General features: G+C 67.5%; 13 protein-coding genes. 8 read left to right on the top strand and 5 right to left on the bottom strand.

The window, feature by feature from the left end:
- The first annotated feature begins 240 nt into the window (after positions 1–240).
- The gene (cpt, locus tag AB0N66_RS13995) at positions 241–762 is read left to right on the top strand and encodes a chloramphenicol phosphotransferase CPT (protein WP_365433622.1); all 522 of its coding nucleotides are present in this window, start codon (positions 241–243) and stop codon (positions 760–762) included.
- A 103-nt stretch (positions 763–865) separates the two neighbouring features.
- Here cpt and AB0N66_RS13990 read toward each other — a convergent pair whose 3' ends face one another.
- Positions 866–1585 (bottom strand): DinB family protein, encoded by a 720-nt coding sequence (locus tag AB0N66_RS13990; RefSeq protein WP_365433064.1) that lies wholly within the window; start codon positions 1583–1585, stop codon positions 866–868.
- Positions 1586–1721: 136 nt separating this feature from the next.
- Complete coding sequence (locus tag AB0N66_RS13985) at positions 1722–2381, bottom strand: TetR/AcrR family transcriptional regulator (protein ID WP_365433061.1); 660 nt, start codon at positions 2379–2381, stop codon at positions 1722–1724.
- Between the two features lie 352 nt (positions 2382–2733).
- Between AB0N66_RS13985 and AB0N66_RS13980 the strand changes: the two genes are divergently transcribed.
- The 3 genes from AB0N66_RS13980 (at position 2734) to AB0N66_RS13970 (ending at position 6699) form a co-directional block, all read left to right on the top strand.
- Positions 2734–3141: a YciI family protein gene (locus tag AB0N66_RS13980; protein WP_365433058.1), complete on the top strand. Its 408-nt coding sequence runs from the start codon at positions 2734–2736 to the stop codon at positions 3139–3141.
- A gap of 8 nt (positions 3142–3149) precedes the next feature.
- Positions 3150–4295, top strand: a complete 1146-nt coding sequence (locus tag AB0N66_RS13975) for a DUF6596 domain-containing protein (RefSeq protein WP_365433619.1) — start codon at positions 3150–3152, stop codon at positions 4293–4295.
- A gap of 622 nt (positions 4296–4917) precedes the next feature.
- Entirely contained in the window at positions 4918–6699 is a 1782-nt protein-coding gene (locus tag AB0N66_RS13970) for an ABC transporter ATP-binding protein (protein WP_365433616.1), read from the top strand.
- Positions 6700–6980: 281 nt separating this feature from the next.
- Here AB0N66_RS13970 and AB0N66_RS13965 read toward each other — a convergent pair whose 3' ends face one another.
- Both AB0N66_RS13965 and AB0N66_RS13960 read right to left on the bottom strand, forming a co-directional pair.
- Positions 6981–8402: a HAMP domain-containing sensor histidine kinase gene (locus AB0N66_RS13965; protein ID WP_365433055.1), complete on the bottom strand. Its 1422-nt coding sequence runs from the start codon at positions 8400–8402 to the stop codon at positions 6981–6983.
- On the bottom strand, positions 8399–9088 hold the full coding sequence (locus tag AB0N66_RS13960; protein WP_365433052.1) for a response regulator transcription factor: 690 nt from the start codon (positions 9086–9088) through the stop codon (positions 8399–8401). The genes AB0N66_RS13965 and AB0N66_RS13960 overlap by 4 nt, the downstream gene beginning before the upstream one ends.
- A gap of 260 nt (positions 9089–9348) precedes the next feature.
- Between AB0N66_RS13960 and AB0N66_RS13955 the strand changes: the two genes are divergently transcribed.
- The 4 genes from AB0N66_RS13955 to AB0N66_RS13940 all read left to right on the top strand — a co-directional run bounded on the left by AB0N66_RS13955 (position 9349) and on the right by AB0N66_RS13940 (position 13435).
- Entirely contained in the window at positions 9349–10755 is a 1407-nt protein-coding gene (locus AB0N66_RS13955; RefSeq protein ID WP_365433050.1) for a ferredoxin reductase family protein, read from the top strand.
- 48 nt (positions 10756–10803) lie between these two features.
- Positions 10804–11046 (top strand): hypothetical protein, encoded by a 243-nt coding sequence (locus AB0N66_RS13950; RefSeq protein ID WP_365433047.1) that lies wholly within the window; start codon positions 10804–10806, stop codon positions 11044–11046.
- Between the two features lie 563 nt (positions 11047–11609).
- Positions 11610–12296 carry a methyltransferase gene (locus AB0N66_RS13945; protein ID WP_365433044.1) on the top strand — a complete coding sequence of 229 codons (687 nt, stop codon included), beginning with the start codon at positions 11610–11612 and terminating at the stop codon, positions 12294–12296.
- A 413-nt stretch (positions 12297–12709) separates the two neighbouring features.
- Positions 12710–13435 (top strand): response regulator transcription factor, encoded by a 726-nt coding sequence (locus AB0N66_RS13940; RefSeq protein WP_365433041.1) that lies wholly within the window; start codon positions 12710–12712, stop codon positions 13433–13435.
- 55 nt (positions 13436–13490) lie between these two features.
- Here the strand turns inward: AB0N66_RS13940 and AB0N66_RS13935 are convergent, their stop codons facing one another.
- On the bottom strand, positions 13491–13655 hold the full coding sequence (locus tag AB0N66_RS13935) for a hypothetical protein (protein ID WP_365433038.1): 165 nt from the start codon (positions 13653–13655) through the stop codon (positions 13491–13493).
- Between the last annotated feature and the right edge of the window lie 26 nt (positions 13656–13681).

Here is a 13681-nt window from a genome sequence, read left to right as displayed (position 1 = left end):
GGGCAACAGCCTGGAAGGGCGCCACAAACTCCTAGTCGGGCAGGAAGCACCGCAGCACAGTGTTTACATGAGCAATTCTCTTCTCTCCGCAGCGTGGGACTGACCGATGGTCGGCTGCCGTTGAGTGACACCTTGCTGCGGGCCGACCGGATCGCCGCGGGCACCCCGTACTACTCCTTGTGCCGATATTCGTTTCGTGTCGTGCGCGAAGCGCCCTACCGTGGCGCGGTGACGACTCAGATGATCATTCTCAACGGTGGTTCCAGCTCGGGGAAGTCCGGGATCGTACGATGTCTGCAGGCCGAACTGCCGGATCCGTGGCTGGCGTTCGGGTGCGACTCGTTCGTCGAGGCCATGCCGGCGAAGATGCAGGCGTCGGACGAGGGAATCGTGTTCGCGGCGGACGGCGAGGTGATCGTCGGGGCGCAATTCCGGGCGCTGGAGGCGGCCTGGATGAACGGCGTCGTGGCGATGGCCCGAGCAGGTGCCAGGATCGTCATCGATGACGTCTTCCTCGGCGGAGCGGAGTCCCAGCAGCGGTGGCGGAAGGCACTGGGCGGACTGGCCGTGTTGTGGGTGGGCGTCAGGTGTGACAGTGCGGTCGCCGCAGGCCGCGAGGTCGTACGAGGAGATCGCGTCCAGGGGATGGCCGCTTCACAGGCGGATGTGGTTCACGAGGGGGTGTTCTACGACCTGGAGGTGGACACGACGCACACCGAGTCCCTGGTGTGTGCGCGAGCCATCGCCGCCCACGTCAGTTGATCGCCGGATCGGCCCCCACACCCTGTCCTCGTCGGCCTGGACCAGCTGGGCGATCACAGGGACGCGGTTCCCGCCGAACTCCTTCGCGGCGGCGCGCCTGGGCCTACCCGCCAGTGGTGAACCGGGCCCGCCAGAGGTCGCGGAGCAACGCGATCTCGGCCATGTGGTGGATGAACTCGAGGTTTCCCCCCGACAGCACGCTGATGAAGGGGTCGTCGGGGTCGGAGCCGTACGGGTACTGCGAGAAGCCGACCGTGTCGAGCTGCTCTTCCGTCACGGCGCCGACGCTCTCGCGCCAGCGGTCGATCACCGGCCAGAACCGCTCGAGTGTCAGAGCGGCGGAGGGGGAGAAGTCGACCATCAGCTTCGGATCCTGCAGTCGTTCGCCGAAGGTCCACTCCCATCCGCCCGCGAACTGGTAGTGCAGGTGTCCCAGCCGCCAAGCGATGGTCGTGATCGGCGTTACGTCGGGCTCCGGCTCACCGGTGTGGGCGAGGATCTGCTCGACCCGCTCGACACTCACGCTCCAGTCGTCGGCGATCTTGGCGAGGGTCATGCCGCCGACGGCCTGCCGGGCGACCTCGGCGTACTCGCTCGCGGGGATGTCCGCCGCGCCCAGGTCGAGCACCCACTCGCCCGGCCCGAACGCCCTGGGCGTCGCCGCCTCACCCCGGCGCCGCAGCGACCAGCAACCGGGTACCGGCTCCCACAGGTACTCCTCGTCGCCGAGTCCCGTCAGCCGCACCTGGGCCATCTCCCGGGCCTTGTCGAACTGGTCGAGCAGTAAGCCCAGACGGTCGGTCCGCGCACCCTCAGTGTCCATGCAGATCTCCCCTTGCGGTCGCGCCTGCTACCTCACTGCGCTCAGACGGAAGTTATCGGCCCACCTCACGGGGCGCGACCGAATTCTTTGCCCACGAAGCGCTGCGACGCCACCCGCGGCGCCGCACTCCGTCGCTTCAGAGGCGGGGCCGGCCCGTGCGTGGGGGAGTGTCAGCAGGGTTGAGGTGACCGTGAGATCGCAAGCCGCCGAAGACGACGATGGTGAGAGCATCGGCGAGGACCGATACAGGTAGCTCGCCATCTGGCCGGTACCACTCGATGAGAGAATTCACGGTGCCGAAAACCAGTCGGCTTGCAAGGTGGGGGTCGATATCGGCGCGAATACCTCCCTCCTGCGCTGCGAGTTCGACCAGTTCGGCAACACGGTGGTCGAATTCTCGCCGTCGCTTGAGGATTCGCTGTTCGGTGGCACTGTTCCCGTGAACCCTCAATAGCAAGGTGACATACGGCAACTCGGCTGCGAGTACTTCGACACTCCGACGTACGATGTGCTCAAGCCTGGCCGTCGGGCGGAGTTCGGCTGTATTGGGTTCGTCAATGAGGGAAAAAAGGGCATCGAGTGCGCGGGTGACCGCAAGATCCAGAAGTTCCTCCTTGCCGGAGACATGGTGGTAGATGCTGGACTTGCTCAGGCCCAGACGTCTGGCCAACTCCTCCATACCGGTGGCGTCATAGCCTCGCTCGTTGAAGACCTCGACCGCGATCTCGAGAAGAGATTCACGGTCGTAGTTGGGTCGGCTTCGGCGATCCTGATTTCGTGGTGACGCGTTATTCACATGCCTATTGTCTCAACCAGCGCGATCGCCGGCATACCACTGCGCCCGGAGGGCGTGGGCACTGTCGACGCCCTTGCTCTCGGTTCTTTGATGAGGGGTGTCGTCCGCGGTCAGTTTCAGCTGCGGGGCTTGCGGGGCGGGTAGCTGCCGGTCACAGGAGCTGATCTTGGAAGGCGGCGCTCGGTCCCGCCCTCACGCCAGGGCGTATAACCGGACACCACGGGGCGGCTCGCCCAGGATCATCGACGAATCTCAAAAAAACTCGGACGGCGATGTCGAGAACCCGTGGCTGGCTCCGTCCCCGCAGTGAACGCGACCACAATGGCTCGCACCAGCACCGAGGAGAACCACGATGGCCAAGTACCTGCTGCTCAAGCACTACCGCGGCGCCCCGGCTTCGGTCAATGACGTGCCCATGGACCAGTGGACGCCGGAGGAGATCTCGGCCCACGTGCAGTACATGCGCGACTTCGCGGACCGGCTCGAGGGGACCGGTGAGTTCGTCGGCGAGCAGGCGCTCGCCCCCGGGGGGACGTTCGTCCGGTACGACGGCGAGGGGCGCCCGCCGGTCACCGACGGACCGTTCGCCGAGACGAAGGACCTCATCGCCGGCTGGATGGTGATCGACGTCGACAGCTACGAGCGCGCCGTCGAGCTGGCCGGGGAACTGTCGGCCGCCCCCGGGAAGGGCGGGGAACCGATCCACGAGTGGCTCGAACTGCGTCCCGCCTATGGTGTGCAGCCCACGGTCACGGAGTGACCTCCGAAGTGAACGAGGCCCTGCTCCGGAGCCTCACACCGAGCGTGCTCGGGATCCTCGTCCGCCGCGGAGCCGACTTCGCGGCGGCCGAGGACGCCGTACAGGACGCGCTGGTCGAGGCGGTGCGCGTATGGCCGACCGACCCGCCGCGGGATGTGAAGGGCTGGCTGGTCACCGCGGCCTGGCGCAAGTTCCTCGACGCGACCCGGGCGAACACTGCCCGCCGCCGACGCGAGGACCTCGTGGACGAGCAGCCGGCGCCCGGGCCCGCGCTCGCGGTGGACGACACGCTCCAGCTCTACTTCCTGTGCGCCCACCCGTCGCTGACGCCGTCCTCCGCGGTCGCGCTCACGCTGCGTGCCGTCGGCGGGCTGACCACCCGCCAGATCGCCCAGGCCTACCTGGTGCCCGAGGCGACGATGGCGCAGCGCATCAGCCGGGCCAAGGGCATCGTCTCCGGCGTGCGGTTCGACCAGCCCGGCGACGTCGCCACCGTGCTGCGCGTCCTCTACCTGGTCTTCAATGAGGGCTACTCCGGCGACGTCGACCTCGCAGCCGAGGCCATCCGGCTCACCCGGCAGCTCGCGGCCGCGATCGACCACCCCGAGGTGGCGGGGCTGCTCGCCCTCATGCTGCTCCACCACGCCCGGCGCGCCGCCCGGACCGCGCCTGACGGGAGTCTGGTGCCGCTCGCCGAGCAGGACCGCGCGCGGTGGGACACCAAGTCGATCGCCGAGGGCGTCGGGATCCTCCAGGCGGCTCTTGCCCGCGACCAGCTGGGCGAGTTCCAGGCCCAGGCCGCCATCGCGGCGCTCCACGCCGACTCGCCCACCGCCGAGGAGACCGACTGGGTGCAGATCGTCGAGTGGTACGACGAGCTCGGGCGCCTGACCGACAGCCCGGTCGTCCGGCTCAACCGCGCTGTGGCCGTCGGCGAGGCCGACGGACCGCGCGCCGGCCTGGCGGCGCTCGCGACGCTGGACGACTCGCTGCCCCGCCACGCCGCGGTGGCGGCGTACCTCCACGAGCGTGACGGCGACCTGGCGACGGCGGCACGGCTTTACGCCGAGGCGGCCCCAAAGGCATCCAACCTCGCTGAGCGCGACCACCTGACGCGCCAGGCCGCCCGGCTCAACGCCCGCCGGGGTCGCTGACAGGCCGAGGCCAGAGGCTCGTCTACGAAGGGCGACGGGTTCCTGTCCGGCCTTCGACAATCCTGTGTATCTCTAATTCATTCTCTTAGAGATCTTCAGAATAGGAAGGGACCTGGTCCGCGGTCTGTTTCCTTAAACTCCTCCCAAGAATGCCTCCTAGTGTTTTCCGTGTCGAAGCCGAACGGCTCCGGCGGAAGAACCAAGCAGCCATTGGGCTGCGCTTATGGAGGAATTGTGAGCTTCAAGAAGATTGCCGCCGTCAAGGCCACCAAGCCCGTCAAGCCGGCCAAGCCCGCCAAGGCCAAGACGGCGAAGCCGAAGGCCCACAAGCGCCCGATCAAGCACTGATCTCCCCCTGAGCGAAAGGCGGGTCCGCGGCACGGAGCCGCGGACCCGCCTCCTTCATGTCGAAGCCAACCCAGGAGTGGCAGTGACCTCGTACAACGAACAGCAGACGGTGCAACTGCGCCTGCCGCAGGCGCCCCCCGTACGAGGACGTCACCGCCGCCCCGGCCTTATGCGCCCCCACGACACTCAGACGCTTGTGGGTCTGCAACCCCATACCGTCGCGAGGGGCGCCGATGCCGACAGCGCCGAGACCAACGCGCCACCCACCCTCACCATGAGGCAGGCCTTCTCCCGCTTCTGGCCGCTGACAAGGGGTGACCGGCGCTGGCTGGTGTTGATCTGCGTCGGTGTCATCGTTGCCGCGCTGTGCGAGACGGCCGCGATCCTGCTGTTCGGCGAACTCACTGACCACGCGCTTCAGAAGGGCTCTCTGAGCGCCTTCTGGGCGCCGGCGGGCCAGTGGCTGGCTGTCGCGGTCCTGGGTGCCGCCGTCGGGTACGCCGGAAACTCCCTGGCCGTGTGGACGGCGGAGCGTTTCGTCATGCGTCTACGGGCTCACGTCTTCGGGCACGTGCAGGACCTGCCGCCCGACTTCTTCCAGAGACACCGTCAAGGCGACCTGCTGGAACGGCTGACCGGGGATGTCGAGTCCATCGAGGAGATGGTCGTCTCCGGCGTCGTCGGTATCGTTTCCGCCGTCTTCAACGTCGTACTGTTCTCGGCTGCCGCCCTGTGGCTGCGCTGGGACTTGGCACTGGCCACCTTCTTGCTCGCGCCCGTTCTGTGGCTCACGGCCCGGAAGTTCTCCGCCCCCATCAAGTCCGTTGCCCGCGAGGAACGTGTCGCCGACGGAGCCATCACCTCGGTCGTAGAAGAGGCGCTCGGCAACGTGGTGCTCACTCAGGCCTACAACCGGAAGAACGCCGAGGAGAAGCGGCTGCGCCGTGAGGCTCGTGCGTGGATGCGCGCGTCGGTGACCGGTGCGCGCATGAGTGAACTCTACGAGCAGGCCGTCGAGGTCCTGGAGACGGTGTGCGTCCTTGGTGTGATCGGGCTGGGTGCCTGGGAAATCTCCCAGGACCGTATGACCCTCGGCCAACTCCTGTCCTTCGCCGCCTTTCTGGGCTACCTGTACCCTCCCCTGCGCAGCCTCGGCCAACTGGGCCTGACCATCAGCGCAGCCACCGCCGGCGCCGAACGGCTGCTGGACATCCTCGACACACGGCCCGCCGTCACCGACCCACCGGCGCACCAGGCCGTCACCCCGTGGCGAGTCCACGGCACGGTGCAGCTCGACCGGGTCGGCTTCAGCTACCCGGGACAGGACGCGCCCACTCTCAGCAACGTGTCCCTCACCGCCCGCCCCGGTGAGTTCATCGTCGTCACCGGCCCGAGCGGCGCGGGAAAGTCCACCATTGCCAAGCTGCTCCTGCGCTTCTACGACCCCACCGCCGGAAGCATCCATCTCGACGGCGTCGACCTGAATACCGTCGCGCTGTCCTTCCTGCGCGAGAACGTCACTCTGCTGCCCCAGAAGACCCTCATCCTGCACGACACCATCCACGAGAACATCGCCTGCGGACGTCCCGGTGCCACCGCTCGGGAGGTCGAGCACGCAGCCCGCGCCGCTGCTGCCCACGACTTCGTCACGGCACTGCCGGACGGTTACGACACCCACATCGATCCACACAGCGCCCAGCTCTCCGGTGGCCAGCTGCAGCGCATCGCCATCGCCCGGGCGATGCTCCGCGACGCGCCCGTACTGATCCTTGACGAGCCCACCACCGGACTTGACGCCCTGGCGGCCCGCCGCGTCATCGGCCCGCTTCGCCAGCTGATGTCCGGCCGCACCACCATCATGATCACTCACGACTTGCAGTTGGCTCCCCAGGCCGACCGCATCGTGGTGCTCAACGACGGTCAGGTGGTGGAGACCGGGACGCATCACGAGCTCCTCACCCGTCGAGGCGTCTATGCGGAACTGCACGGAGTACCCAATGGTGTCCGGCTCAAGAAGACTGAACCCGCCGAGGCCCACTTCAACGAATCCACGTGACGACTGCGGCGCGCTTGGCCGCCGATCCTCGAACTGTGGGTACCGGCCGAGGAGCTCCACGAGTTCAACGCACACATCGTCGGTGAGATCCAACTGGTCCACGAGTTCCACCGGGAGACGCAGGCTCACTGACTGGGCAGGGACGCACAGCGCGATGATCTTGATGTGCCCTGGTGTGATCACGGCGTCAGCCGTCCTGGGTAGCGCCTTCGCTGGTGGTTCCGCACGCTGTTGCGTACGCAGCCGGTGAATGACCTCGGACCACGCGACCCCGGCCGCCCCTACCCCCGGTGGGAGTGCGTCGGGCGAGTGGTGTGGGTGGAGGAACCGGCGATCGGGTACAGCTGGATGGTCAGCGTTGCCTGGAGTCCGCCGCCGGCAGCGTCCCCCAGAGTCAGCGTCCCGCCGTGCAGCTCGGCTTGCTGTTGCACGAGGGCCAGCCCGAGACCGGAGCCGTGGCTGCGCGGCCTGCGGCCACGTGCGAAGCGTTCCTTGACGGCTTCGCGCTGGTCGGAGGGAATGCCGGGCCCGTCGTCGATGACGGAGACGTACACCTGCGAGGAGTCCCACACCAACGACACGTGAACCTGCCCATGGGGTTGCCGCCCGTGCAGGGCCGCATTGTTGAGCAGATTGTCCACGGCCATGCGCAGCCCGGCCGGCCAGCCCTGGACGCGTGGAACGCTGCCGGCGGCAATGGAAATGTTGTACGTGGTTGCCGGATGCCGGTGCTGAGCATGGCGTACGGTCTCGTCGAGCAGCGCGGGCAGGTCCACGGTGGCGCGCGGAGGAAGCGCACCCGCATCACCACGGGCGAGAATCTGAAGCCCCTCCAGCAGTACCGTGATCCGGCGATGCTCCATGACCATGGCATCGAGGGCCTCCTGCCGCTGGGCAGCGGGCAGGTGGGGATTGCGCTGCAGGGTTTCGAGGTTCATGCCGATGGTGGTGAGCGGGGTGCGCAGCTCGTGACCCGCGTCAGCGGTGAAACGGCGGGTCGCGTGCATGCTCGTCTGCAGTTGGCCCAGCATGCGATTGAGGGATGCGGACAGGTCCGCCACCTCCTGCGGCCGGGTGACCGTCGGGAGTTGCTGATGGGTGTCGGCGGCGCGGATGCGGTGCGCTCCGGTGCGCAGTCGTTGCAGAGGCTGCAGGATCATTCGAGTGATCAGCCACACGCCGCCCGCCGCGATGAACATGGACAGTACGGCGACGCCGGCCACGATGCGAGTGTTGTCGGCCAGCCGCTGCTCGATGGGGCCGAGGTCCTGGAGCACTTGAAGGCGTGCGTCGGAGTCGTCCCTGAGGGGTTGCACGAAGGACCGCCAGGACTGGCCGCCGACCCGGACGGTGCTCAGGCCGTCCGATGTCGGGACGGGAATGGCAGCCGTGGGCTGATCACCGCGCTGGGTGATGATCTCATTCCCGGAGACGAGCCGGACCAGGGATTGGCTGCCGACCAGCAGGCCGCCGTAGTCGTCACTGCCGGGACTGTCCGCCCCGTTTCCTTGCGACAGCAGCTTGTCGGCGTCCCCCTGCACCTTGTCGGCGCGGGCGGTGAGCTGCCGGTCGACGTCGGTACGGTCACGGTGGTCGATGCGGTCCACGATGACGAGGCCGGCGACGCCGACCACGAGCACCACCAGGAGAGCGACACTCGCGGTGATCTGTGAGCGCAGGCTGCGCGGCAGCGGGAGCCTCATGTCCGCAGCGCGAATCCGACGCCGCGCACCGTCTGCAGGATCCGCTTCTCACCGTCGGCTTCGAGCTTCCTGCGGAGATAGCCGATGAAGACGTCGACCACATTGGTGTCCACGTCCCAGGTATATCCCCATACCTGCTCCAGCAGTTGGGAGCGGCTCAGGACCTGACCCGGACGCTGGGCGAGTGCCACCAGAAGATCGAATTCGCGTGTGGTGAGCCCCAGCTCACGACCGGAGCGTGTGGCCTCACGGCGGGCGGGCTCGATGGTGAGGTCCCCCAGCAGGAGCGGGCGCTGTTGGCTGCTTTCGTGCAGGCGGACCAGGGCGTGCAGCCGGGCGGCGAGCTCGGCGACCGAGAACGGCTTGACCACGTAGTCGTCCGCCCCGGCTGCCAGTCCTGCCACCCGGTCGTCGACCTCGTCGCGTGCGGAGAGCATGCACACCGGAATCGTGCGACCTTGCAACCGCATACGACGTACCGCCTCCACACCGCTGATGCCGGGCATGACGACGTCCAGCAGGACGACCGAGGGCAGCTGTGTGGTGATCGACTCCAGACCGGACTCCCCGTCCGCAGCCTCGTGTACGTCGAAGCCCTCGACGGACAGTCCCAGCCGCAGCGCCTGACGGACGCCCTGGTCATCGTCCACGACAAGCACCAGCGGCTTTCGCCGGGAAACTGGCATCGCCCCTCACTTTCCGTGCTGGGCCGAATACCCGAGCCGTAGTGCGATTGCGGATCACGGGGCCCGGACGAAACGGACGGGCCCGTTTGAACCACCCGCGAACAGCATGGCTGATCATTCACAAAACAGATTAAGAACGGTGGGCCCCCGCCGCTGCCTGCGCCTTCTTAAAGGCGCCACAAAAATGCCCTCCACTCTGGTCATCGAAGCGCCCAGCAGGGCGCCTGTCAGCCCCGTCACATGTCTGAGGGAAGCCAGTGATGACCACATCCAATGCGGCGGCCGCCGGCCACCGAAGGCCGCCCGCGCCGCGGCGCGGCGCCCTCCGGTTCGGCCTCGCCGACCTACTGGGGCCGACGGCCATCGCCTCAGTGGTCGCCGTCGTATTCCTCTGGATCCGCAACCAGGGCCTGCTGAGCCTGACCACCGTGGACACCGCCGTCGGATCGCTCGGCCTGCTCACCGGGCTGGTCTCCGCCGATCTGATGCTGCTGCAGGTCGTGCTCCTGGCCCGGATCCCCTGGGTCGAGCGGTCCTGGGGCCACGACCTGCTCACCCGGCGGCACCGCTGGATCGGCTTCGTCTCGTTCTGGCTGATGATGGCGCACGTCGTTCTCTTCGCCGTGCAGCGCATCTCCCGGGACCCGGCCGGCGCCCTGGACGAGCTGTGGAAGCTGTTCATCACCGACGCGTGGATGCTGTTCGCCACGATCGGCACCATCGCCGTGATCATGGTGGTCGTCACCTCCGTCCGGGCTGCCCGGCGCAGGCTGCGGTACGAGTCCTGGCACCTCCTCCACCTGTACGCCTATCTGGGTGTCGCATTCACCTTCCCGCACATGCTGGAGGACGGAGCCGACTTCCACGAAGCCTGGGCGCGCACCTATTGGTGGACCCTGTATCTCTTCGCCGCCGGTGTCACCGTCGTCTACCGGCTGGGCTGGCCCGCCTGGCGCTCCCTCTACCACCGCCTGCGCGTGGCGGACGTACGTCCCGAGGGGCCAGGGATCTTCTCCGTCACCATGCGCGGACACCGGCTGGACAAGCTGCGCACCGAGTCCGGACAGTTCTTCATCTGGCGCTTCCTCGACGGCCCGGGCTGGTCCCGCGGCAATCCGTACACCCTCTCCGCGGCGCCCACGGCTGACCGTCTGCGCATCACGGTGAAGATCGCCGGAGACGGAAGCGAGCGCCAAGCCCAGCTCAATCCCGGCACCCGCGTCCTGATCGAAGGCCCGTACGGCACCCTCACAGCACGGCAGCGCAGCCACCCGCGCATGCTCATGATTGCCGCCGGGATCGGCGTCACCCCCATGCGCGCCCTGCTTGAGGACACCCCCTACGCCCCCGGGGAAGCCGTCCTCCTCTACCGCTATACCGAAGCGGAACATGCCGTGTTCGCCGACGAACTCCGGGAGCTCGCCGGTCGGCGCGGTGTTGAACTGCACTTCATGCCCGGCCCCCGCCGTGCCGACGACTCGTGGCTGCCGACGGGCGTCGGCACCCAGGCCGATGACGCCGAAGTACTCAAGGAACTCGTCTCGGACATCGCCAACCGCGATGTCTACGTCTGCGGTCCGCCTGCCTGGCTTTCAGCGGTCCGCAAGGCAACCAGGGTCGCCGGCGTGCATCGCGACAGTCTGCACACCGAGGAATTCGCCTGGTAGCCCGGCAACACCCGTCAACCGCACTTCTCAAACATCACAGGAGTAATCATGCGCCGCATCACGCTTTGGCTCACGGCCACACTCGCCGTCAGCGCCCTTCTCTTCGCCTACCAACTCAACCTTTCCGGGAGTGGCGCGAAGGGAGGCGAAACCAAGAACGAGGAGCCCGTCGCTACGGCCCCTGCCAGTCCGGGCACCGACGCGTCTGCAAGCCCTGCCGACCAGGCAAAGGCCGGCGACGACACGCCGGGCGACGGTGAGCATGCCGGCAAGCCGGGCGAGAACAAGTAGCCCTCGCCGCCCTGCCGACAACATCCTCAGCTGCTGGGATCGTCTTCGACCGACCTGACGGTCCCAGCAACTCGCCCTCCCGCGTCACCTCGTGGACCGGGACGGCACCACGCATCACCTGCACACCGCCTGCGACGCCGCAATCGGCCGGTGCCCGTGCGCCTGAACTCGGCAATCTGGGCCGCCCGCACGGCCGCTGCCCATTCCCCGCGCAGCGCAGCGGATCCTCCCGCGGAGCACTTCGCTTGTGACGCGATGTCATTCCAAGCCGCTCCGAGCCGCGCCAACCCGTTCCGAGCCGCGCCAACCCGTTCCGAGCCGCGCCGACCCGTTCCGAGCCGCACCAAGCCGTTCCGAGCCGCGCCGACCCGTTCCGAGCCGCACCAAGCCGTTCCGAGCCATTCCGGCCGGACAACGAGCGCCGGACACCTCTGCTTTTGACCGGTCTTGCTTGGGACCCGACTTCGCCGAAGGCCTCGTCACCAGCGCGCTGCCACCGAACATCCGCCAGCTCCAACAGCTCCAACCCACCCCTGATTCATCAGCAAGGCGAAGGTGCCCACGTGACGACCCCCACCGCAGCAGCCGCTCTGGCAGAAGCCCTGGCCTTTCTCCGGCAGTTCACCCGTACCGCGACAATGACGGGATCCATCGCGCCCAGCGGGGCCGCCCTGTGCCGTGCTCTCACCCGCCACATCCAGCCCGGCAGTCCGCACCGGCCGCGTGCCGTGCTGGAAGTCGGACCGGGAACCGGAGCCGTCACCCGCCACCTCGCCCCTCGCCTCGGCCCGCACGACACACTCGAACTCGTCGAGGCCAACGGCCCGTTCGTCGACCACCTGACCGCGGCCCTCAAGCACGACACACGACTGGCCGCCATCGCCCACCGCACACGCCTGCACCACGGCCTTATCCAGGACCAGCAGCTCGGGCACTACGACAACATCGTGTGCGGGCTGCCCTTCGCCAACTTCCCGCCCACACAGATCGAAGCCGTCGTCCGCCAACTCCTGACGTCACTCAGACCCGGCGGCCGGCTCTCCTTCTTCAGCTACATCGGAGGCCGCGCCATAGGGCAACTCAATCCCCGGCGGGCTCTGTCCCGGCACGCGCTGCGTGAGGTCATAGCCCCGCACGTGGTGGGCAGCGAGATCGTCATCTCCAACCTGCCACCCGCCTACGTCCACCACCTCCTGGTCCCCGCCCCAGCCCTGGCCGCCTGCCACTGCGGAGCGCTCCCGCGGACTTGAAGAGCCCAGGCGCGCCGGGGCTGTTGGGGGGCGTGTCAAACAGTTCTTGACTCGGTGCGTCCCGAGGTGGTTGGCCCTGCCGGGCGGGAGCAGGACCAACGGCACTTCGGAGCTCGTCACCGGTGGTCCCCGCGGCGATGAGCAATTTGTGTGCAGGCTCTAATCGTCTGAATTTTCTTATAGCGCCCTCAAAAAGTCGGCCTAGTGTCCTGTTCAGTGAGCTCGCAGAGCCTCAAGAAGGAAAGCAGCGCTCACAGGCGGACCGGCGCACAGCCGTGGGTGCTTGCCGACGCAGCGGCTCAACTGCACTGCACGGGCCCCTTCCTGCCGGGCAAAGCACCCCGGCCCCCGGCGCAGAACACCTTCCGCGCCTCCGCCGGCTCCGTGTTCCGTCCGACCTCGGAGAACAAGACATGGCAATGACCACCCCCCACGATGGCCCGAGCATTCTCGTAGTCGATGACGAAGAGGCCATCCGCCTCGTGCTGGAGATGACCCTTACACGCCGCGGCTACAGGGTGCTCCTCGCCTCGGACGGTGAAGAGGCGCTCCGGACGGCTGCGCAGCTGCGCCCCGACCTCATCGTCCTCGATGTCCTCCTGCCCGGCACGGACGGGCTGACGGTATGCCGCCGGCTGCGCGCTCGCGGCGATGAGGTTCCCGTACTGATGCTTACGGCCCGCGACACGATCGGTGATCGCGTGACGGGCCTGGAAACCGGTGCGGACGACTATGTCCTCAAGCCGTTCATCGCCGACGAACTGATGGCCCGGATCAGCGCTCTTCTGCGGCGTAGCCAAGTCACCAGATCTCGTCGGTCGGTCCTGACCTTCGGTGGTCTGCGCATGGACGTAACCAATCGTCGGGTAACCCGCGACGGCCGCAGCTTGAACCTGACACGTACCGAGTTCGCTCTGTTGGAGCTCTTCCTTGCGCGTCCCGGCCAGGTACTGAAGCGGGAGTGGTTGCTCACATCCCTGTGGGGCGAGCAAGGGGAACCCACGTCCAACACCGTCGACGTGTACGTCATGTACTTGCGCCGCAAGCTTGAAGTGGGAGGTCTGCCGCGGCTGCTCCGCACTGTTCGGGGTGTCGGCTACATCCTGGATACGGGTGCCTCGGCCTGCCCGACCCGATGACGGCAGTTCACGGCCGTCATCGGGTCGGGCAGTTGGCCTCGGACGGGACGGGTGGCTACTTGTTTTCCGTCTCGCCGGCCGGCATGTGGTTGCCTGGCTCCTTGTTGTTGTCGGTAGGTACCGCAGGGTTGGCAGTCAGACCGCCGGCGTTGACCATGTAGCACACGACCAGGCCGACGGCAGAGATGATCAGAGCACTCCACAGGGTGATGCGATGCATGACGGCGTCGCTCCTTGAAACAGGGC

This window comes from Streptomyces sp. NPDC093544, from assembly GCF_040683495.1.
Lineage (GTDB): Bacteria > Actinomycetota > Actinomycetes > Streptomycetales > Streptomycetaceae > Streptomyces.
This window is presented reverse-complemented; position numbering and strand designations above follow the sequence as displayed.

Coding starts and splice junctions, on each gene's coding strand:
- AB0N66_RS13980 (WP_365433058.1), top strand. CDS start 2,734: ATGGCCAAGTACCTGCTGCTCAAGCACTACCGCGGCGCCCCGGCTTCG.
- AB0N66_RS13970 (WP_365433616.1), top strand. CDS start 4,918: ATGAGGCAGGCCTTCTCCCGCTTCTGGCCGCTGACAAGGGGTGACCGG.
- AB0N66_RS13940 (WP_365433041.1), top strand. CDS start 12,710: ATGGCAATGACCACCCCCCACGATGGCCCGAGCATTCTCGTAGTCGAT.
- AB0N66_RS13955 (WP_365433050.1), top strand. CDS start 9,349: ATGACCACATCCAATGCGGCGGCCGCCGGCCACCGAAGGCCGCCCGCG.
- cpt (WP_365433622.1), top strand. CDS start 241: ATGATCATTCTCAACGGTGGTTCCAGCTCGGGGAAGTCCGGGATCGTA.
- AB0N66_RS13990 (WP_365433064.1), bottom strand. CDS start 1,585: ATGGACACTGAGGGTGCGCGGACCGACCGTCTGGGCTTACTGCTCGAC.
- AB0N66_RS13950 (WP_365433047.1), top strand. CDS start 10,804: ATGCGCCGCATCACGCTTTGGCTCACGGCCACACTCGCCGTCAGCGCC.
- AB0N66_RS13935 (WP_365433038.1), bottom strand. CDS start 13,655: ATGCATCGCATCACCCTGTGGAGTGCTCTGATCATCTCTGCCGTCGGC.
- AB0N66_RS13965 (WP_365433055.1), bottom strand. CDS start 8,402: ATGAGGCTCCCGCTGCCGCGCAGCCTGCGCTCACAGATCACCGCGAGT.
- AB0N66_RS13960 (WP_365433052.1), bottom strand. CDS start 9,088: ATGCCAGTTTCCCGGCGAAAGCCGCTGGTGCTTGTCGTGGACGATGAC.